At 39.4% G+C, this 19,633-nt stretch carries 23 protein-coding genes and 1 pseudogene; 3 read left to right on the forward strand and 21 right to left on the reverse strand.

The window, feature by feature from the left end:
• Nucleotide 1 precedes the first annotated feature (1 nt).
• The 6 genes from essB to hisS all read right to left on the reverse strand — a co-directional run bounded on the left by essB (nucleotide 2) and on the right by hisS (nucleotide 6,846).
• Nucleotides 2–1,261, reverse strand: coding sequence for a type VII secretion protein EssB (gene essB, locus J1C77_RS11300; protein ID WP_080980261.1), 1,260 nt, complete (start codon nucleotides 1,259–1,261; stop codon nucleotides 2–4).
• A gap of 1 nt (nucleotide 1,262) precedes the next feature.
• Complete coding sequence (locus J1C77_RS11305) at nucleotides 1,263–1,502, reverse strand: EsaB/YukD family protein (RefSeq protein WP_002922958.1); 240 nt, start codon at nucleotides 1,500–1,502, stop codon at nucleotides 1,263–1,265.
• Between the two features lies 1 nt (nucleotide 1,503).
• Entirely contained in the window at nucleotides 1,504–1,962 is a 459-nt protein-coding gene (essA, locus tag J1C77_RS11310) for a type VII secretion protein EssA (RefSeq protein WP_002899625.1), read from the reverse strand.
• Between the two features lie 6 nt (nucleotides 1,963–1,968).
• Complete coding sequence (gene esaA, locus J1C77_RS11315; protein ID WP_002922955.1) at nucleotides 1,969–4,869, reverse strand: type VII secretion protein EsaA; 2,901 nt, start codon at nucleotides 4,867–4,869, stop codon at nucleotides 1,969–1,971.
• Nucleotides 4,870–5,110: 241 nt separating this feature from the next.
• Nucleotides 5,111–5,398, reverse strand: coding sequence for a WXG100 family type VII secretion target (locus tag J1C77_RS11320; protein WP_032909143.1), 288 nt, complete (start codon nucleotides 5,396–5,398; stop codon nucleotides 5,111–5,113).
• Nucleotides 5,399–5,565: 167 nt separating this feature from the next.
• The gene (hisS, locus tag J1C77_RS11325) at nucleotides 5,566–6,846 is read right to left on the reverse strand and encodes a histidine--tRNA ligase (protein ID WP_002922946.1); all 1,281 of its coding nucleotides are present in this window, start codon (nucleotides 6,844–6,846) and stop codon (nucleotides 5,566–5,568) included.
• Between the two features lie 180 nt (nucleotides 6,847–7,026).
• Here hisS and J1C77_RS11330 point away from each other — a divergent pair, with 180 nt between their 5' ends.
• Nucleotides 7,027–7,368 carry a metal-sulfur cluster assembly factor gene (locus J1C77_RS11330; protein ID WP_002899327.1) on the forward strand — a complete coding sequence of 114 codons (342 nt, stop codon included), beginning with the start codon at nucleotides 7,027–7,029 and terminating at the stop codon, nucleotides 7,366–7,368.
• Between the two features lie 82 nt (nucleotides 7,369–7,450).
• On the opposite strand, the gene ilvD is transcribed toward J1C77_RS11330, so the two are convergent.
• Together ilvD and J1C77_RS11340 are read right to left on the reverse strand one after the other, a co-directional pair.
• Nucleotides 7,451–9,154, reverse strand: a complete 1,704-nt coding sequence (gene ilvD, locus J1C77_RS11335; protein ID WP_032907459.1) for a dihydroxy-acid dehydratase — start codon at nucleotides 9,152–9,154, stop codon at nucleotides 7,451–7,453.
• A gap of 128 nt (nucleotides 9,155–9,282) precedes the next feature.
• Nucleotides 9,283–10,149 (reverse strand): hypothetical protein, encoded by an 867-nt coding sequence (locus tag J1C77_RS11340; RefSeq protein ID WP_002922938.1) that lies wholly within the window; start codon nucleotides 10,147–10,149, stop codon nucleotides 9,283–9,285.
• Between the two features lie 185 nt (nucleotides 10,150–10,334).
• Here J1C77_RS11340 and rpmF point away from each other — a divergent pair, with 185 nt between their 5' ends.
• Complete coding sequence (gene rpmF / locus J1C77_RS11345; RefSeq protein WP_002894148.1) at nucleotides 10,335–10,517, forward strand: 50S ribosomal protein L32; 183 nt, start codon at nucleotides 10,335–10,337, stop codon at nucleotides 10,515–10,517.
• A gap of 15 nt (nucleotides 10,518–10,532) precedes the next feature.
• Nucleotides 10,533–10,682 (forward strand): 50S ribosomal protein L33, encoded by a 150-nt coding sequence (gene rpmG, locus J1C77_RS11350; protein WP_001265622.1) that lies wholly within the window; start codon nucleotides 10,533–10,535, stop codon nucleotides 10,680–10,682.
• Nucleotides 10,683–10,811: 129 nt separating this feature from the next.
• Here the strand turns inward: rpmG and J1C77_RS11355 are convergent, their stop codons facing one another.
• The 13 genes and pseudogenes from J1C77_RS11355 to J1C77_RS11415 all read right to left on the reverse strand — a co-directional run bounded on the left by J1C77_RS11355 (nucleotide 10,812) and on the right by J1C77_RS11415 (nucleotide 19,459).
• Nucleotides 10,812–11,195, reverse strand: a complete 384-nt coding sequence (locus tag J1C77_RS11355) for a hypothetical protein (RefSeq protein ID WP_002922935.1) — start codon at nucleotides 11,193–11,195, stop codon at nucleotides 10,812–10,814.
• A 1-nt stretch (nucleotide 11,196) separates the two neighbouring features.
• Nucleotides 11,197–11,784 carry a toxin-antitoxin system HicB family antitoxin gene (locus J1C77_RS11360; protein ID WP_002922933.1) on the reverse strand — a complete coding sequence of 196 codons (588 nt, stop codon included), beginning with the start codon at nucleotides 11,782–11,784 and terminating at the stop codon, nucleotides 11,197–11,199.
• Entirely contained in the window at nucleotides 11,771–12,028 is a 258-nt protein-coding gene (locus tag J1C77_RS11365) for a hypothetical protein (RefSeq protein ID WP_016397345.1), read from the reverse strand. The genes J1C77_RS11360 and J1C77_RS11365 overlap by 14 nt, the downstream gene beginning before the upstream one ends.
• A 117-nt stretch (nucleotides 12,029–12,145) precedes the next feature.
• Nucleotides 12,146–13,642 (reverse strand): tyrosine-type recombinase/integrase, encoded by a 1,497-nt coding sequence (locus J1C77_RS11370; RefSeq protein WP_002922927.1) that lies wholly within the window; start codon nucleotides 13,640–13,642, stop codon nucleotides 12,146–12,148.
• Nucleotides 13,643–13,657: 15 nt separating this feature from the next.
• Nucleotides 13,658–13,906 carry a hypothetical protein gene (locus tag J1C77_RS11375; protein WP_000571454.1) on the reverse strand — a complete coding sequence of 83 codons (249 nt, stop codon included), beginning with the start codon at nucleotides 13,904–13,906 and terminating at the stop codon, nucleotides 13,658–13,660.
• Between the two features lie 98 nt (nucleotides 13,907–14,004).
• Nucleotides 14,005–14,943, reverse strand: a pseudogene (locus J1C77_RS11380) (replication initiation factor domain-containing protein); the annotation flags it as partial.
• A gap of 4 nt (nucleotides 14,944–14,947) precedes the next feature.
• Nucleotides 14,948–15,367, reverse strand: coding sequence for a hypothetical protein (locus J1C77_RS11385; protein WP_002922924.1), 420 nt, complete (start codon nucleotides 15,365–15,367; stop codon nucleotides 14,948–14,950).
• 265 nt (nucleotides 15,368–15,632) lie between these two features.
• Nucleotides 15,633–17,006: an FtsK/SpoIIIE domain-containing protein gene (locus J1C77_RS11390; RefSeq protein WP_002922922.1), complete on the reverse strand. Its 1,374-nt coding sequence runs from the start codon at nucleotides 17,004–17,006 to the stop codon at nucleotides 15,633–15,635.
• A gap of 15 nt (nucleotides 17,007–17,021) precedes the next feature.
• The gene (locus tag J1C77_RS11395) at nucleotides 17,022–17,243 is read right to left on the reverse strand and encodes a hypothetical protein (RefSeq protein WP_002922920.1); all 222 of its coding nucleotides are present in this window, start codon (nucleotides 17,241–17,243) and stop codon (nucleotides 17,022–17,024) included.
• A gap of 46 nt (nucleotides 17,244–17,289) precedes the next feature.
• Nucleotides 17,290–17,613, reverse strand: a complete 324-nt coding sequence (locus tag J1C77_RS11400; protein ID WP_002922919.1) for a hypothetical protein — start codon at nucleotides 17,611–17,613, stop codon at nucleotides 17,290–17,292.
• A gap of 189 nt (nucleotides 17,614–17,802) precedes the next feature.
• Entirely contained in the window at nucleotides 17,803–18,309 is a 507-nt protein-coding gene (locus J1C77_RS11405) for a hypothetical protein (RefSeq protein ID WP_002922918.1), read from the reverse strand.
• Nucleotides 18,310–18,635: 326 nt separating this feature from the next.
• Nucleotides 18,636–18,860 (reverse strand): helix-turn-helix transcriptional regulator, encoded by a 225-nt coding sequence (locus J1C77_RS11410; protein WP_002911008.1) that lies wholly within the window; start codon nucleotides 18,858–18,860, stop codon nucleotides 18,636–18,638.
• Between the two features lie 2 nt (nucleotides 18,861–18,862).
• Nucleotides 18,863–19,459, reverse strand: coding sequence for a hypothetical protein (locus J1C77_RS11415; RefSeq protein ID WP_002922917.1), 597 nt, complete (start codon nucleotides 19,457–19,459; stop codon nucleotides 18,863–18,865).
• Nucleotides 19,460–19,633 lie beyond the last annotated feature (174 nt).

Genomic DNA, 19,633 nt, shown 5'->3' on the forward strand with positions numbered 1-19,633 from the left:
CTTACTCCTTCGCGCTACTGCTAGAAGACGCTTCACTGCTGGACGAAGAGCTTGCTCCTGAAGAACCTTCCTCGCTAGAAGCGCTTGAGCTAGAATCACCAGTTAGAAGCTCCTTGCGGCTATCCCAGTATTTCTTATACTCGCCTTCCAAGGACTCAAGCTTAGTCTCCCGATCCTTACCAGACAAACTATCGTCCTCACGTACCTTTTTCATCTCCTGCGTCAAGGCATAGATGATTAGATCTGAGTCATTAATCCGTTTGGCTGTGTCTAAAGCATCTTCAAAATCATTACGTCCAACTTGAATCCAGTAATTGAGATACAAATCATCTGATTTTAGTGTGACATTGTTCAGGATGACCTTACGCTGATCATCAGAAAATTCCAAGCCCTGGATATAAGAGTAGGCTAGTTCATATTTCTGTGTATTCGGCAGGCTCTTAGGAGAAATTCCTTCCAGCTCATCGATGACCTTGCTATAGTCCACTTTGATAAAGGCAGTATCCGCCTGTAACAGCTTTTCCTTGAAAGGATTCTGTATGAAAATCAAATAAATCAAAGGAATGGTCAAAATCACAACAGCTGCTGTCAGCCAGATGGTCGCCAGTTTGAAAATCTTATGCTGGCGCTTGGAGACCAGTGTCTGCTTCTCCGCTTCTTCTGCAGCCTTTTCCTGATAGGATTTCTCCAACACAGCAACCGCATCTTCCAGACTGTCAGCCTCACGCAGCTCCACTAGGAAATCTGGCAGAGTTTCTAGCTCTAACGAGCCCTTGTAAAGCTCCATAAAGTCCAGATCTGCAAAGAGCGTCACCGCAAAGCACTTGGCCTGACGCAAAAAGTCCTCCCGAGAAATAGCCTGAGGTGTCATAATACCTGGAACTCCGCGATAAGCAATCTTCGCCTGTGCATCCTTGGTAATAAAGAGATTGCTAGGATGCAGCAAAAAAGTAACCGGCAATTCCAGTGCCGCTTCCAAAGCAAACACATTGAGAGCCAGACGAATCCGCTCAGAAATCGTGCGCTTTTCAATCTCTTCCTTGGACAGCCCCAAAGGCTCAATCTGATAGGTGAAATAGACACTATCATGGTCGGCCTTAGTCTCCTGCTCCAAGAAAAGCGGATGGTGCAGGTCCAAAAGCAAGAGCTCCCGCAAATCCTGCGTTGCCACATCCGAACGCTTCAGCGTTAGGCTCCAATTCTTGTCATTTTTTTCATAGATAAACTCTTGTTCAGCAAATACAAATTTTTCCTCAGTCACCTTAAATCCCCTCAATCTCTACTAAATCTCCTGTTGTGACTGGATAATCAGCCAAAACCTTGCCCTCATCCAGTATCAACCCCTTGTTAATAATCCGCAGCTGATACTTATGGCGCTTTCCTTCGATATTGAAAATCTGATCAATCTCCCGAATGAAGCGGCGGACCTCAATCCGCTTAGGAATGCGAATATCCACGTCCTTATCCCGCAAACGAAGGGTGATATTGATATGTCCTTCCATGTTATACTTCTCCCTTACTGATACGATAGCTGACAAAGACAGTCATACTGACCAAGAGTACGGCTGCTACAAAGTAGACTACTCCTGGCAGAAAATCATCCCAGCTGCTTTCATCATCACTTTTCAAACTCGTTTGCAACTTGGACAATTTTTCCGTTCCCGGCTGAAAAAGCTCCTTGGAATGGTAAATATCCGTTGGCCCCTGTATAGCAGAAAACAGTTGTCCCGCTTCTGTGGCCAACTGTTTGTTTTGATACTGCTTCATTTCCTGAATTTTTTCCTGATTTTCAGCAACGAAAAGAGACTTGGTGCCTTCCGATTGTGCACCAAAGTTCAGTTCTTGCTCTTTTTCAATCCGCGAATTATCTATCTGCAGACGATTATCCTTAAGCTCATCTGCGGCAACAGTCGTCACCGCAAACGAACCTAGGAGTAGGAATAAAAACAGAATTCTTTTCATACTCTTTTAAACTTCCTCAGTTTTTAATGTTCTAGTCTTGATAAAGATATTAGCTGTAACCAGCAGAGCCAGTAAGACAATCAGACCAAAGATGGCAAAGAAGCCAGCGGTCTTGCCGTCAAAGTAACCTGACAGCATGCCTTCTAGCACAGACAAGGCATTCAAGCTCTTGATAAAGGCCGGGAAGCCAGTCAGACTAGCTGTCGTACCAATAGCATTAGATAGGTAGACAAAGCTGATAATCATGAAGAAAGCTAACCCCATACCCATCACGCGCAGATGCTTGAGGAACAAATACTGCCCCTGAATCAAGACAAAGCTAGCAACCACAATCAACAAGACCCAAGATGGTACATATTCTTTGCCAATGTGAAGCTGCATACTGGAGACAATTCCAATGACCAGACCAATCGTCAGAGACAGGAAGCCTAGAATACCCACAGTCGTAATATCTGTATCTTGTAGTTTATTAAGTTTAAAGCGGTCTTTAACCTTGCGCACAATATTTTGCGTTGCAAAAAGATAGGCCGTAAAGAGACTGACAATCTCCAACAAGAGGATCCATGTGAATGGACGGTAAACATTAACAGTCGCTTTGACAGATGAAGAAGACTGAGCAACTGGATTAGACAGGAAGTCCAGCAATACTTCATTAGGAACACCATTCTCATAGGCATTGTTAAGAACCTTGACAAAGGACTCCACAAAGTTGCCATTGTCTTCCAATTCCTTATTGAATTGTCCCATCAAGCTTTCAGCATTCGCAGACAGTTTCTCTGTCGTTCCTTGTGCATTTTCCAGCTCACGATTGAAGCTGCTGAAGATCTGGTTGACACCATCAGCTGCTTGCACATTGGTCTGTGAAGAAGACTTAACGCCAGAAGTTGAAGACAGCAAGGATGAGAATTCTGAATTCAGAGATGACAAATCGGTGTCAGTTTTAGCCAACGCCTCTGTAGAAGAAGCCTGAGCTTTTGAAATATCTGACATTCTAGTTTGTAGGTTATCATAAAGATTGAGCTGTTCTCCGATTTCTGTTGCGAGTTTAGCGTTCGTTCCTTTGACGTCTTCAATCTTGTTTTTCAAGTTACTAATCGTTTCATCTAACGTTTCTTTAACCCCTTGACTCTTACCATCGTTACTTTTAGACAAGCTGTTTTGATAACTATCTAGATTCGAATTAATAGCATTTATCAAAAGGGTAGATAAAGATTCAGACATATCTTTATTTTTTAACTCATCAAAAGAATTATAAGCTTGGATTAAAGACATAACGTGTTGATAGGCAGAAGAAATCTCTTGTACTTTAGCTCCATATGCCGCTGCCGCTTTTTGTGCATCCTCTACATTCACTGGCGCACTTGCAACCTTAATGCCATTCAGAGAAATATCAATTGAGCTGTCAACTGAAGTAGCTGCAGCATCATTAGCTACATTAAACTGCACATTAAAATTAGCGCCTTCAGCTAAATTAATTTCTTGCCCATTGGTTACTGTTTCACCATTGTATGTAATAGCTTTAATTGTTACACCTGTTGGTGGAGTGACCGACAAAGTAGCCTTTCCAACCTGGCTATTAACTGGGCTGGCTGTAGAGCTAGCCGCTTTCTCTGCAGCTGCTGCCAGATTGTCTAACTCAGCACCTCCATTTCCTTGTGGTGTTCCAAATTGCGAAATGGTTGAATAGTCAAGAGCAGGAACAGGCAATCCGAATTTCACCTCTGTTGGTTGAGAAGCTGGCAAAGCTTTTACTGCTTCAGCTATTTGTGCCTTCAAAGAAGCATCGTAGCTTGTTGTAGCATCTCCTAACACTGCGCTAAAAGTAATAGGCTTGCCTTCTTCAACACCATAGTAGGTCCTTAATTTATTATCAACAAAGTCCTTAATCTGTTGTTTATGGACATCTAATTGCCCACGTTCAGTTTCCAAAGCAGTTTCCAAATCCGCTAATTGCTTACTGACATTATCAGCATCAACATCTTTTACTTCATCGGTCGGGCCAAGCTGTTTAGTGAAATTTTTTTGTGTTTCTTCTAACTTAGCGTAGAGTTTTTGAGTATCATCATGGACAACTTTTTCATCCATTTCCATCAGTTGCTTCATAAAAGCGGCATAGTTGATTTGGTCATCTGCCCGCTGTTTGAGAAGGCTATCAAAATTCTTTCCATAAGTCGCCTGAGAGTTATCCAAGTCGTCAAAAGCCTTAGCATAAGTCTCCAGAGTCGTCTTCAGAGAGTTATTGGCTTCGACAGATGAGGCAGACATACTAACCAACGTTGGGAAGATATTCTTAGACCCAATAGCAGACTCCAACAAGTTGGTTCGATAATTGCCAATATTGGTAATTTGCACCTCTGAACTAGCCTGCACATTTTGCTGGGCTGTATAAAGATTGCTCAGGATGCTAGCCATATACATATCAACCAACTGGCTATTCAAATCCGCAATAATATCCTTAGCTAGATTATTAGCTTCATTTTCAATCTGCTGATTTCCAGCAGCATTGACCTTATAAGTGACGATTGTCCGATCTGCGCTGATAGCATTAACATCTAGCACCTTCTCTGAAAAGTCACTTGGAATCGTTACGACCAGTTGATATTTGCCATTTTCGAGACCAGTATCCGCAGCTCCACGCGTCACAATATACCAGTTTTGAGAGTCATCTCGTTCCAGATTCTTGACATAGCTAGCACCAAGATTGTACTCTTTCTTGTCAACCTTGACAGCCCGATCCTCATTGACAACCGCAACATTCAGTTTAGTCTTTTGGTCAGTGCGAATCTTGCTGTCCCTAGCAGTGCTTGTATTCTTTTGCACTGCGACATTCAGCGTCACTACTGCAGCCAGCAAGGCGATAACCAAAACAACGTTTCCTATATACTTAAGTAATTTTTTATTTCCCATGGATGTAAATTTCTTTTTCTTTTTCTTTTTAAATTTTTTTAGTTTATTGTTACATAAAAAAGCACACAGAAAGACACAAACAGCTCTAACAGTCTAATTCAGATATTGATTCAGATTGTCAGAGCTTGCCTTTACAATGCAGCGATTTTCTTATCAAACATGAAAGAAACTGCCATTTTTTCATTTTTAATCTTTACAAAAATAGGAAGGCTCTTGCCTTCCTAAAGCCGTTATAACAAAATTAGTGAATTTGTGCAGCGATATCTTGGTCAGTTTGCTCAACAATGTCAGCAACTTTAACCAATTGAGCATTAATATCTTGAAGTAAGGTTGCAAATTCTCTGATTTTTGGAGTCAATTCATTGAATTGTGCTTCAAAGCTATCAAATGCAGAACCATCCCAGTTATCTGAGATAATACCTTGTTCACGAGTCAATTCATTAAGAACTTGAGTTACATTTTCAGAACCTTGAGTGTATCTTTGTGCAGATGTGCGTAGATCTTCTGGAGTTAATTTAATTTGTGCCATAGTTTTTTCTCCTTTAGCAAATTTATATAACGGGTACATTATATCAATAATCACTTTATGTTTCAAGTTTTTAAAGATATTTTTTTAGAAAATATCTTTACACGTTGTCAACCAATCTTATTCAAACGTCTGATACTATAGCGTTTCCGACTGTCAGGTTCAAACCTTTAAAACCCCAATTTCTCAAAAATAAGCTGATAGTTTTCTTGGATTTGGTCTAGGCTAACAGTAATCTCTTCACGATTATGGTTGTTCTTAACAGTTACCTGGCCACTTTCCACTTCGCTTTCACCCAAGGTGATAAGAGTTTTGGCTTTAAAGCTATCAGCCGACTTAAACTGAGCCTTGAGCTTGCGGTCTAGATAATCCCTCTCTGCCGCAAAGCCCTGTGTGCGGAGAGCCTGCACTAACTCCAAAGCTCTGCCATTGGCACCAGGTCCTAGAACCGCTACATAAACATCCAGAGCGGTTTCAATCGGCAGCTCTACTCCTTGCTTGTCAAGTACGAGAAGCAAACGTTCTAAGCCCATACCAAAGCCAACACCTGGCGTTTCAGGGCCACCAAAGTAAGCCACCAGCCCATCATAACGGCCGCCAGCACAAATGGTCAGCTGACTGCCAGCCACCTCTGTCGTAAACTCGAAAATTGTGTGATTATAGTAGTCTAGCCCACGGACCATGTTGGTATTGATGACATAAGGAATCTGTAAGATCTCTAGCATGGAGCGAACAGCCGCAAAGTAGGCACTGCTCTCCTCATCTAGATAGTCCAGAATAGACGGTGCACCTTCTACAGCCGCCTTGTCCTCGGGCTCTTTAGAATCCAGCACGCGCAGCGGATTCTCCTCCAAGCGACGTTGGCTATCTGCTGATAGGCTAGGCTTCAGTGGAGTCAGATAATCAATCAAGGCCTGGCGGTAAGCAGCTCTGCTCTCAGGATTCCCCAGCGAGTTAAGCTCCAAGCTGACATTGGTAATGCCAATATCCTTGAAAAATTGAGCCGCCATGGCAATCATTTCTACATCTGTAGCAGGATTGCTAGAGCCAAAACATTCTGCACCAATCTGGTGAAACTCCCGCAGACGTCCAGCCTGAGGCCGCTCATAGCGGAACATAGAGCCCATATAGTAGACTTTAACAGGCTTTTGCACTTCAGGAGCAAAAAGTTTATTCTCTACATAAGAACGCACCACGGGTGCTGTCCCCTCTGGACGCAGCGTGATATGGCGGTCGCCCTTGTCATAGAAGTCATACATTTCCTTGGTCACAATGTCTGTCGTATCCCCGACCGAGCGGCTAATGACTTCATAGTGCTCAAAAATCGGCGTGCGGATTTCGCCGTAATTGTATTTTCTAAATGTCTTGCGGGCAAAGTCTTCTACATACTGCCATTTGGCTGATTCTTGAGGAAGAATGTCCTGAGTTCCTTTAGGTTTTTGTAATTTCATCTTCTGACCTCCGCCTTCTTTAGTACTTATATTCTATCATAAGTCCGCCATTTTGAGGAGTCTGAAAGGGATTTTTCATTTGGAAGAACTAAATCCGTTTTCATGTTCCAAAATAGCTTGAAAAAAAGTCTGAATTGTGAGAAAATAAAAACAATTCAACTCAGATAGAAGGGGATAGCCATGAGAGACGATATCAAAATCAATGATCGAGCAGCTGCAATTCAGGATAAGTTGGTGGAGAAGCTCGAGCGTATTTACGATCCGGATGTAGAGCTGGATGTCTATAACTTAGGGCTGATTTATGAAATCAACTTAGACGAAAACGGCCACTGCAAGGTTGTCATGACCTTTACCGATACAGCCTGTGACTGTGCTGAGAGCCTGCCCATCGCCATTATGGACTCTCTTAAAAAAATAGATGAGATTGAAAGTGCCTCTGTCGAAGTTACTTGGTCTCCTGCTTGGAAAATCACCCGTATCAGCCGCTTCGGCCGCATTGCCTTGGGGATTAGTCCCAGATAAGAAGGTACTTAGTTTATCTACATTTAAAATAAAAATATCAAACCCGCTAGAAAAACTAGCGGGTTCTTTTATCATATATAAGCTATTTCTTGCCCGTTTCTTCTGGTTTCCAGAAATCAGTAACAGCACCTTTAGCTGCAGAGGATACCATGTGAGCATATTTACCAAGTACCCCGCGACTATAAAGCGGTGGGATGGTCGTTTCTGCCTTGCGTTTCGCCAGCTCTTCGTCAGAGACTGCCATGGAAATTTCCTTGGTGTCTTGGTCAACCGTGACCATATCACCTGTACGAAGGTAGGCAATCGGGCCACCATCCTGAGCTTCCGGAGCAATGTGTCCAACAACCAAGCCGTAAGTACCGCCTGAGAAGCGACCATCTGTTAGAAGAGCCACCTTGTCCCCTTGACCTTTCCCTACGATGATAGAAGAAAGTGACAGCATTTCTGGCATACCAGGGCCACCCTTTGGTCCAACATAGCGAACTACAACCACATCGCCATCGACCACTTCATCGGCCAGTACCGCATCAATAGCGGCTTCTTCTGAGTCAAAGACCTTAGCTGGTCCAACGTGACGGCGCACTTTAACACCAGAAACCTTGGCAACAGCGCCGTCTGGAGCCAGATTACCATGCAAGATAATGAGCGGACCGTCTGCACGTTTTGGATTTTCAAGTGGCATAATGACCTTTTGACCTGGTGTCAAATCAGCAAATTCTGCTAGATTCTCTGCCACAGTCTTACCTGTACAAGTAATGCGGTCGCCATGCAGGAAGCCGTTCGCCAAGAGATATTTCATCACAGCCGGCACTCCACCAACCTCATAAAGGTCTTGGAAGACATACTGACCTGACGGTTTCAAGTCAGCCAAATGTGGTACCTTCTCTTGAATGACATTAAAGTCATCAAGCGTCAGCTCAACATTGGCCGCATGAGCCATGGCCAGCAAGTGCAGGGTAGCATTAGTAGAACCACCCAGAGCCATGGTAACTGTGATTGCATCTTCAAAGGCTTCACGTGTCAAGATGTCAGAAGGCTTCAGCCCCATTTTCAGCATTTTTACAACAGCACGGCCAGCTGCTTCGATATCCTCTTGCTTGTCTTTAGACTCAGCAGGGTGAGAAGAAGAGCCTGGCAGGCTCATGCCCAGAACTTCAATAGCAGTCGCCATAGTGTTGGCCGTATACATACCGCCACAGCCACCAGGGCCAGGACAGGCATTACACTCAATGCGCCGCACTTCCTCAGCTGTCAAGTCACCATGGTTCCATTTCCCGATTCCCTCAAAGACAGAAACCAAGTCAATGTCCTTGCCGTCCAGATTCCCCGGCGCAATCGTTCCGCCGTAGGCAAAGATAGCAGGAATATCCATGTTAGCAATTGCAATCATGGAGCCTGGCATATTTTTATCACAGCCCCCGATAGCTACAAAGGCATCCACATTATGCCCGCCCATGGCAGCCTCGATGGAGTCTGCGATAATGTCGCGTGAGGTCAGAGAGAAGCGCATGCCCGGTGTTCCCATGGCAATCCCGTCCGCAACCGTAATAGTTCCATACTGGACAGGCCAAGCGCCCTCTGCTTTGATGCCTTCCTTGGCCAGCTTGCCTAAGTCATGCAAATGGATGTTACAGGGTGTATTTTCCGCCCAAGTGGAAATCACACCAACAATAGGCGTTTCAAAATCTTTATCAGTCATCCCCGTCGCGCGAAGCATGGCACGGTTAGGAGATTTAACCATACTGTCATAAATCTTACTTCTGTGACGAATATCCTTATCTGTCATAGCTTTCCCTTTCATTGCAGTAATCTTTGTGCTTTATTATACCACACTTAGGCTGTATTTTACAGAGGAAAATTTTTAAATTTTCAGAATTTTTCAAAAAATGAATTTTCCTTAAAAATAATAAAACTCTAAAAAGTGCAAACCAATTTACCCCCACGGATATCCAACACAATCACCTCAGAATTCCCGCCTATACCGCTACCAGAACGCTCTCTCAAATCATAGCCTACTAGGTAATAACCATCCCAAAATTGACTGTAGTCTAACTTTTTAAGCTTTTGAAAAAAGACTCCGGGGTACTTATCTCTAGCTTTCTCATCATCATACAAATCATCAACTAATAGCTCATAGTTCACTCGAAGCTGTAGAGTATGTTTTTGCAGATAAGACTCAACATCAACATTATAATAACCATTGAGAGGCAAGCCTTTCTGCCTGTTCTTTTGGAAATCCTGAACTAGCTCTGCTTGCCCAGCATCCAGCATTTCTGAGGTTATTTGACCGTCATCCTGATGAAGCACTTCTATTGTTTCACCTGAAATTTCTTTTATAGTCAGATCCTCATCATCTAGATTCTTGAAGACTGACTTCATTTTCTTAAACTGCTTCTGAACATAAGGCTGCTGCCACATGGCTTCTAGCTGAATGCTATCATCTAAGCCTGTCTCAGTTTCCTCAGGCACGGGACTTAATCTTGAAGCTTCGTATTGCTTGTTTGTCGGATCATAATCCACGCTGTCTGAGAAGGTCAAAAGTCTTCCATCAATCTTTTCTTTATAGCTAAAGTCCATGGTCTCACCATAACCTGCCGGTCTATCGTAGTTTTTGACTGTCACTTTCCCCTTGTATCCCATTCTTTGGAAATCCATAGTCAAATGCTTTTCCACATCTTTCATAGTTTGATAATCACGAAAACTTTTCACCCCCCAAAAGATTAAAATAATAAACATGATTCCCAGCCAGAATAGACCAAGTAATTTTAATGCTGCTTTCATAGTCCGCCTCCTTTGTTCCTATTATAGCATACGGAAAAATCGGTTTCTTTTAAAAACGTAAGCAGAAAAGATTTAACAAAATCTGTCAAGTAACTTTACTTTACAAAAAAGTTTTGTTATACTGTTAAAGTTGATGAAAATCATCAAATTGAATCGAATTCATAAACTAAAAGGAGAAACAAACAATGGCAGTACCTGCACGTCGCACTTCCAAAGCGAAGAAAAACAAACGCCGCACTCACTACAAAGTGACAGCTCCAACTGTAACTTTTGACGAAACTACTGGTGATTACTCACGCTCTCACCGTGTATCCCTTAAAGGATACTACAAGGGCCGTAAGATTGCCAAAGCTGCTGCAGCAGAATAATAGAAGGGAGCTACCATGCGCGTAAATATTACACTTGAACACAAAGAATCTGGTGAACGCTTGTACCTTACTTCTAAAAACAAACGCAACACACCAGACCGTCTTCAATTGAAGAAATACTCACCAAAACTTCGCAAGCACGTTGTGTTTACAGAAGTTAAATAATTAAGTAAACTAAAAGCCTTTGAAATCAACATTTCAAAGGCTTTTTTCTTTTTATTTTAGGAAAATAACTGAATTTCAACTGATTAAATATTCCATAATGATATATGAATAATAAAAAACGGATAACTTCTAGTCTTGATTAAAGTTTAAATTTGGTATCAGAACAGCTCCATATGCCCCTTCAGAAAACATACCAACATATAATCTAAACTTCTCTATCATTGGTGTAATAAGTGCTTGTTGAAATTCATCATCCTGCGAAATATCTTCTGGTAAATCTGAAGCTAAGACCGAATATATGGCATCAATATCAGCAATAACTCGATACTGACTATCTGGGTATGAAATTTCCATCTTTATCAGAATAAGTTGATTCTCTTGTCCTTCCTCTCTGTCAGGAAAATTTAAATTAATCGAAGCTCTTCCATCTTCTTCAACTTCTCCAGTGTTATGAGTATTAAATTCGAATTTACTAAATGTTATTCTTCTTATCTCAATATTTTTTGTCTTCATTTTAACCTCCAATAGACCATGAAACTACTTTATTATCTTGTAGTCTATTATTAGTAATATTCTGCTCTTTATAAGGTTGTATTTTTTCAGATTGATTTTTTATAATGATTGTTTGGTGAATATGTTGCTCTGGTGCAGAAACCTTTTCAGCAATGGTTTGACTAAGTTTTTTAGTCATATCTTTAAATTGCTCTGTTAGCTGTTCAACAGCATTTTGAGTTTGTTTGAATAACCCGTCATTAATCAATTGTACCATAGTTTGATTTAAGCTGACTCCTTCAATTTCAGAGCGTTCTTTAACATCTCTATGTAAGGTTTTAGGTAATCTTAGCGTTATTTTTCCACTATACTCTTCCAGAGAGTTCTCAAGAGGTTCTTTAATTTTTCTCCCCCACTCAAGGTTGGCCTCAATCCAGTCTGCTTTAGCTAATTCAATCTCATCATAAACTTCTTCTAAAGATTCACCATAAACGATTAATCCTGGTAACTCTTTAATAGAGGCAGTAAATAATAATTCACCCTCATCATAAATTTTTTCAATTAAAATCGGATAGTTCAATCCAAGATAATATTCTTTATCTTTCATCATTTAAACCCTCCTCCAATTCTATCACTTTCTCAATCATTTTTATAACTTTCTTCACATAAACTGGCTTTATCGGCTTATGTCGCGGTATTGGATAGCTTTCTTCCAATAAAGCATGAGAGGTTATTGAATGATTGGTTCCTTGCTTCCACATAAAACCATATTTTTTACACAGAGATTCTAAGCGTTCAGGGGTAACAGATTTGGGGTTATTTTTTATTTTTTGCAACTCTTTTTCCTTGCCCATGATGTACCTCATTTACAGCGACACTATATATGGTGTCACAATGATTATATCCCAAAAATTCGCTAATTTCAAGGATTTCTTTTAATTTTAATAAAATATCTGAATTTTATAAGATAATTAAAAAATTATTTCAGACAAATCTATCATGGCTTGTTCAATCTTATGTTTACCTTTTTGCATGACATGAAGGTAAATTTTTTCTATCTCTCTACTATCTTCTGAATGTCCCACAAATTCTCGGATAACATTTAGACTTACATTCTTATCAGCCATGACTGAAACAAAACTATGTCGGAACATATGGGGAACTATGTGAACAGGTCTACCAAAATCAACTAGGTCATCAATATCCTTATAGGATTTTCCACTTTTCTTATTATACTTAGCGGACTGACTAGTTCCACCTCTTAAGAACATTGAAATTTCTGTATGATACAATGGACTGCCCTGCTGGTTCTTCCCTTTTATATATACCCTAGTAAAAATATATCCCATATCATGATAAGTCGGATTAAATCTCGCCTGAAACTTATTTCTTTCAATATATTTAAGTAAAATTCGTTCTACTTTTGGTGACATCGGAATAGTTCTAACGCTTTCTTTAGTTTTTAGAATTGCTCTATATCGTTCCTTTTCATCACGCAAGCCTTCTTCTGTCATTTCTTTGTCAGTCTTATTATGGCTTGCCCTCTGCCAATGAACCTTAATGAGTTTATTCTTGAAATCTAGAACATCTTCATTCAAACCTAATGCTTCACTCGGTCTCATACCTGTCAAGTAGATAATTCTGAGTACATCAGCAACTAGTTCATTATTATGTCGCTTAGTCCAGTTTTCAATAATCTTAAATACTTGATTAGCCTCTTCAACTTCAAGATATTTTTCAGCTATATCTTCCCTGAGTTTCGCCTGCTCCTCTGCGCTTGTTAGTGTCTTACGCTTAACCCTCTTATTCAAAATAGGGTGTTGCGACGCTGTCAATTCTCCCTGTTCTACCGCCCAATCAAATATCATTTTAAGATAGATATGAATGTTCTTTGAAGTTCCCTTACTTGCATTATTTATAATATCTTGCATTTTTTCCTGTTCCATACAGAATTGTTTAAGGCTCATATTTTCATTGAAATATGGGGAAATATGCTGATTATAAACACTAACTCTAGTCTTTAGAGTATTCTTGGCAGGCTTAACACGATTGACCCACCACTTAAAAGCTAAACCATATAATTCGTTGTTTTCATCATACGGTCTAGCTATCTCTTTAAGGCATAAAGTTTTGCTAGGCTCTAATTTCTTTGGCTTTTCTCCAGTCAAATCTAATACGGTTTCATCAATCATTTCATTTAATAATTTTGAAACTTTTGTAATCAGCTGACTATTCTTTATATCAGAAATAAGTAACTTCTCGTGTCCCTTACTGTCCTTTCCTGTTGGTTTTGCCTTAGTCGTATACCACCCTTTATTTTCTCCCCTTGTAAGGTACTTATAACGACTTTTTGTTATCAAAGGATGAGTATATCTCATTGCAAACTTAACAAGCACATTGCCCTTTTTAGAAGGGTCTGGTTTCCATTGATAAACAGTTAGAACTCGAGTAGTCTTACCTACCTTCATTTTTACCCCCTTATACTAAGCTATAACCGCCTCATTTTCATGGAAAATCTTGTAATCAAACCAATCTTTAAACACCTCCGCATGAATAAAGACATTCCCATGAGTTCCACAAATTCCAAAAGAATATGGACTATTTCTCATTTGACGAATGTAGTGATCCAATGTAGGTAATTTCATACCCTTCCAAAGTTCATCTAAAAATTCTTTCTTCCGATACCAATTTTTAGTTAAATCATAGTCTGACTTTGTCTTAAGCTCTATCATTGGAATACTTTCCTTTCTTATGCTATAATCTAGTTAGTTAATTATTAGAGGCGACTTATTCTCAAGTCGTCTTTTTTTGTCCCCAAAGTTGGGGACTATTCAGTTAACCTTGAAAGTCCTTCTTTGAGTAAGCTTTGAATATAATCTTCTGCCTTTTGAACGTCATAGGCCTGATACTTCGCAATATACACTTTTGCTAAGGTTTTCGCAACTTGTTTCTCTGTCCAAGCTTCAGACTGCCGTAGTGTCGTTTTAGCCCTTGTAATACTAAGAAATGTCTGGTTTTCGGTTCCTAGATAATCTATCCACCACTTGACTTTTTTTCTTCTCCAATGATTGCTATCTGTCGCATTTGGACGAACAAAGCGATAATGACCATTGATAGCCTCAAAATAGATTGACGATAAGGGACGTTTTAAAAATAACTGTTCTGCAATTATATTAGCCTTTTCCTGCCAACATCTAAGCTCTGCGCGAATCCAAGACGGAACCTCTACAAGCTCTTGCTTACCAAGTTGCTCCATGCGTTTATTATATATGCACCACTGCTGATTACCTCGTGAACCTATTGCAACTGTTTCTCCTACACGCTCACCAGAATCTAGAACTGATTTCTCATGATATTCAAAGTGTTTTGCCTTGGAAATACATAACCCCTTTTTACAATAGTCATATATTCGTTGTACGTCTAAAGTACCATCAAATATATCGTGAGCAATATCTAAACGAGTGAAATTGACATTATACTGGTATAAACGGGTGATTAAGGCAATCCAGTTATTAACATTTCCCTCCATAAATTCTTCATATTGACGGCAGGCTTTTCCTTTCAACTCTATAAACGTCCCCATAGAAAGTCTGTCAGCATTAAAATATACCTTAATTTCTGAACAAGAATAATGTTGCTTATACTTATTTATGCCCCAATCATTCAAGGTAAAGTTTTCAAGAGGAATCAGAAGGATATCTGTCAGAACTCTTTCTGGCGGAACATCCTTAACAGTCACAGCAAAATAATCAATTCTGACTGTATTCATAGGATTATTCTCCTAGAACTTTAATATCCTCACACACAATTTTTACACCTGCCCAATTACTTCTAGCCATGTTCCAAGCTAGCCGTACCTTAGGACGAACCAATTCAACAGAAACATTCAACAAAGCATCGTTTTGAGCAAGTTTTGCTATCTTATCCAGATTGCCGATAATTTCTAGGTTAATTGCTTTTAAGTCATCAGTAGAAATTCCCATTTCAGTTAGAACTTTCACTTTGTCAGCATCAAGAACAGTACAAGTAATTTTACTTACTTCATCTGTCTTCACGTTTTCGCCGTTGACTTCTTTGTATTTGTTGTTCACCCTAACTGACAAAATCACCACTTTCTTAGGAATATCAAACTGTGACATTTCAAGGTCAAGCAATCCAATTTTAATATTTGTGTCTGTCATATTGTAAACCATATTTTTCTCCTTTAAATATTTATCCTACACGAAAACACCTCTCAGCCTTACTCTCCCAAGGGTTTGCGACCTCTTGGTGCAACTAACGAGCCGTAACCCCTTACGTACCAAGGGTTTAGAGTACATTTCATGTATGTGTGCACCCCCTATTAGTACTGGGGACATTTTTCTGGCCTCCTGCGAAGCAGTCGGTGTGCTCTTTCTTCCTAGCGAAAAGAGGAACGCTCCGCTCGATTCTGCCCTTCAGGCAATCGTCCCTATTTCGCTAGTCCGAAAGACCGTCATTATTTCTCATACTCCAATAAAAATCGCAAGCCTTATCAAAATATTTCTCAAAATCTAGTTCATCAGACTTGAATGGAACTTCAACATATTTAGGATTAGGAATCACTCCGTCTATTTGAATATAGCCTGTCCCAATATCACAAGTCTTGTAATCAATATCTTGACTTGAAAACATCATGCGACACGAATCTGAATCAGCAGTAGTCGAACCTAATAAAAGTGCTGTGCCAAAGTTTTGCCTCATATACGTCGGAATGAAATCACTTGAGGCTCTCTGCAGACCTACTATAACTTCGATAGAGGCTTGGCGAGATTTTACTAATAGACTTCCAAGGTTCGACATTGCCTCTTGATAGGCTTGTTTCCCTTCTTTAGTCGTTTCTGCCTCTGTTTTGAAAGCAATCCCCTCATCAAGCACGATAACAAGGGGATAATTCCCCTTGACATCAGCCCAAGATAAAACTTTCCCTTTAGAAATATAGGTATCTGGGTTATCTGCCATAACCTGAAAGCGTCTATTCATTTCCTCAACAGCCTCTCTTAAAGCACCAGCAATTTGAAAGGGAGAATTATAAACTACTTTATAGCCTAACCTATCCTCTAACTTTTTACCAACAACCCAAGAGAGTTCTCCCTTTTTGGGGTCTAGTAGCCTAATTTCAGACCCTAAATGCAAGTATTGAGCCACAAGGTTCTCTATCATCACCGTTTTTCCCGACTTCGTCGAACCTGCCAAAAGGACGTGAGGCGGGGAACCGAATTGCCATCCTACTTTCTCGGAAATTGTCAATTTTGCAGTCTGAAGGGTATCTTCCCAAGTTAATCTCTTTTCAGCAGATTTAGGGAAAATATACATCACGGAATTAGTGTATTCAATCATCTCTTCTAACTCTAAAGATACAGAACTAGAGAGAAGAGAGGCGAGTTGATTCGCTTTAGAATCGTACTTACCCCCATATTTCAGGCATGCCACTCGGACATCTTGCTCAGTTTCTTGATACTGGAGCGGGATATAATTGATGATTTTTTCCTTACCGTTAATCACTTGACTTTCATAAAACTTATTAGAAATCACCATATAATTTAAGGCATATCTGACACTATTAAAAAACTTTAATCGTCTTCGTCTCCAATATCTAAAGGTAAATACAGTAATCCCTAAGAATAAGGTCGCAACAATAGTAGTTGCTAAATTTGTTTGAAAATTGGCAAAGATACTAAGCAAAAGAACTATAAAAACACCGTAAAAGGAAATTGAAATAGCTTTACTATATCTGAATGGAAGATAGAGACTAGGCTTAAAATTCCTTACTCGTTCTCTATTCCACAACAATAACCGACCAAATATACCCATATAGATACACCTCGCTTATTCAAGATTTTCTTGTTTTTTTCTCTCAACTAACATCATAATTAGAGCAGGCAGCTGAATAACCAATACGACTACCGACAATAATAGCGCAGCCTTAATTGATAGCCACGGGGTATATGCCTTGAAATTTATACCGTCCGCAGTAAATCCAGCTAACACAGAAATAATAGCTAGCAACACGAACGTGCTACTCGCCCAAAAATATTGAAATTGTTTCATTGTGTTTCTCCTTTATTGAAAAGGGGAGGACTTCTCCCCTGTATTACTAAGCTTCAATTATAGAGGTGTAAAAAGAAGTTCCCTTGTAACCTTGATAAATTGGCTTATTCATTAGACTAATTCGAGGCGCATCTGAAACACGATGTTTTTGGCGATTAAGAATAATGATGTTTTCTGCGAACTTCTTCAAAGTCGGCTCATAAATTACACCCACAATTGGTAAGTTTTTCTTTAAAAAGTCTCTGGATTCATCATCTAAGATAAATTCTACTGAAAAATTGGAATTAAAGTTTTGTACTCGCTTAACTCCATTGATATCTGGCATTTCCATTTTCTCACTAATGAAAATGTCCTTAAATGTTCTGACCATATTTTTCTCCTTTAATATTTTTTGTTACTGTATAGTTTTAAGTAACTTTCGGTGAAGCACGAGCTTCCATTTTCTCTCCCCCTTTTTCGTTTTATAGTGTCAAACTCCATAGAACTATCTTCTCAAAAAATAAAGTGTATAACACTATAAAACTTTATTGATAAATAATAAAGATGAATCTCATCCTTATTACTTATTAATTCTTTTTGATTTTAATAGTTCAATATCTTTTATGTTAGCACGATAATAAAGGTATATAAAAATTTTGATAACATAATTTAAATTGATTACTCTCTGCATAGAGTCTGGTTTCAATTTATACCTATAATCCTCTAAACCTTGTAACACATCACTAAACAGATAAAATCTCGGAGTAATAGTGCCCACTTCTTGCGAGTAATCCACTTTTTGGCTTGCTATTTCTGCAAACACTTGAGACCACTCAATCTCCTGTCTAGCATCTTTCTCTTTTACAAAATAATAAGCGGCCTCTAAAACACTCCCGCTGGAGACCATAATAGACAAGGTCGGAGAATATCCCTGAGAAAAATCTTCATATTCTTTCAATTTTGCCTCATACTTATCTATTAAAGAATTTTTTTCGCTTTTTAGTTGTTCTTCCTTCAAAAAAATAAGTTCATTTAACCAGTACTTAGTTTCATGGGCCACTCTGACTGTTTTATATTCTCTACTCATTTCCTCTCCTTGTGTTCTATCGTAACTTACACTATAATTCTATCACACACTTATCAGAAAAGCAAGAGAAAAGCTAAATTTTTTCATAACTGATTAAACTTCTATAAATTCATATCTCTATACTTATCATTTATTTTCTATTAGATAAAATCCTATCAAAATAAGGTTTTTAAATGTTATTACACATCTTAAAAATAACATATTCTTTACAGAAGTTAAGTAATTTATATAACAAAAATCCTTTGAAATCAACGTTTCAAAGGATTTTTTCTTTTTGTTTCAAGCCCTAGCCGAACAACAAACTTAATAGCAAGTCTCGAAAAGAACTATGTCTCCTCTTTCTGTCTGAGTTCAAAGAGGTCTTCTACTTTTAGATTGAAGACTTGAGCAATTTTGAGAGCCATTTCCAGCGAAGGATTGTAGCGGTTATTTTCCAAGTGCAGAATTGTCTCGCGTCGCATGCCGATGCGGTCGGCTAGCTCCTGCTGGGTCATGCCCATGGATTCACGGACGGATTTTAGATTGGTGATAATCTTGCTTTCTCTAGCCATGATTATCCTCTCCGTTCTGAGATAAGATAGACAACTGCAAAGATGCAAATCAAGGCAGCTATGCTAATAAACATCTGGCCCATGTAAAGAGTGAGAGACCCCATGTATCCAATGATAACTGCTAGGATCATCAGTGCGCCTAGTATAAAGACAAACATCAAGCTAGCTGCCTTAGCTAGATTCGCATAGAAGCGTTCGTCTGGAGTTTCCTTGACATTTTTCAAAGAGAAAAAACCAAATACAATCACTTCAATAACGAGGCCAACTCCCAAAATCCATTCTTTAATGCCAGATCTTACGCTTGGGGTCGCAACCCAAATCCCTACTGTATAAAAAATGGTTGCTGCAAACAAAAGCATCGTGTAAAGCTTAGCAGACAAGTCAAAAATAGTCTTTTCCTTACCTTTCTGACTCTTAGGTGGCCATGGTTTCATGTGCAGCCAGCCCCAAATAGCTACAATCTGACCTAACACTGAAATACCAGCAATAACTAACTTGGGTCCCCAACTAAGATTAGAGCCAAATAAAACAGTAAAATCAATAAAGAGAGCTGCGGCAATCATCGCAATGAGACCACCCGTTTTTTGACTATTTTTCATGATAGACTCCTTTCCTTATGTTAGAAATATTTAACACCCTTTATGTTATAAATATATCACACAGCGATTTGGAAATCAAGTATTTATGTGCTAAGGTGGCAATTATTTGAAAAAATTCTATAATAAAAGCCCTTGCCAGATAAATAACCAGCAAGGTCCTATGTTTTTATTGAT

It is taken from the genome of Streptococcus sanguinis (assembly GCF_050223295.1).
GTDB classification, from domain to species: Bacteria; Bacillota; Bacilli; order Lactobacillales; family Streptococcaceae; genus Streptococcus; species Streptococcus sanguinis_X.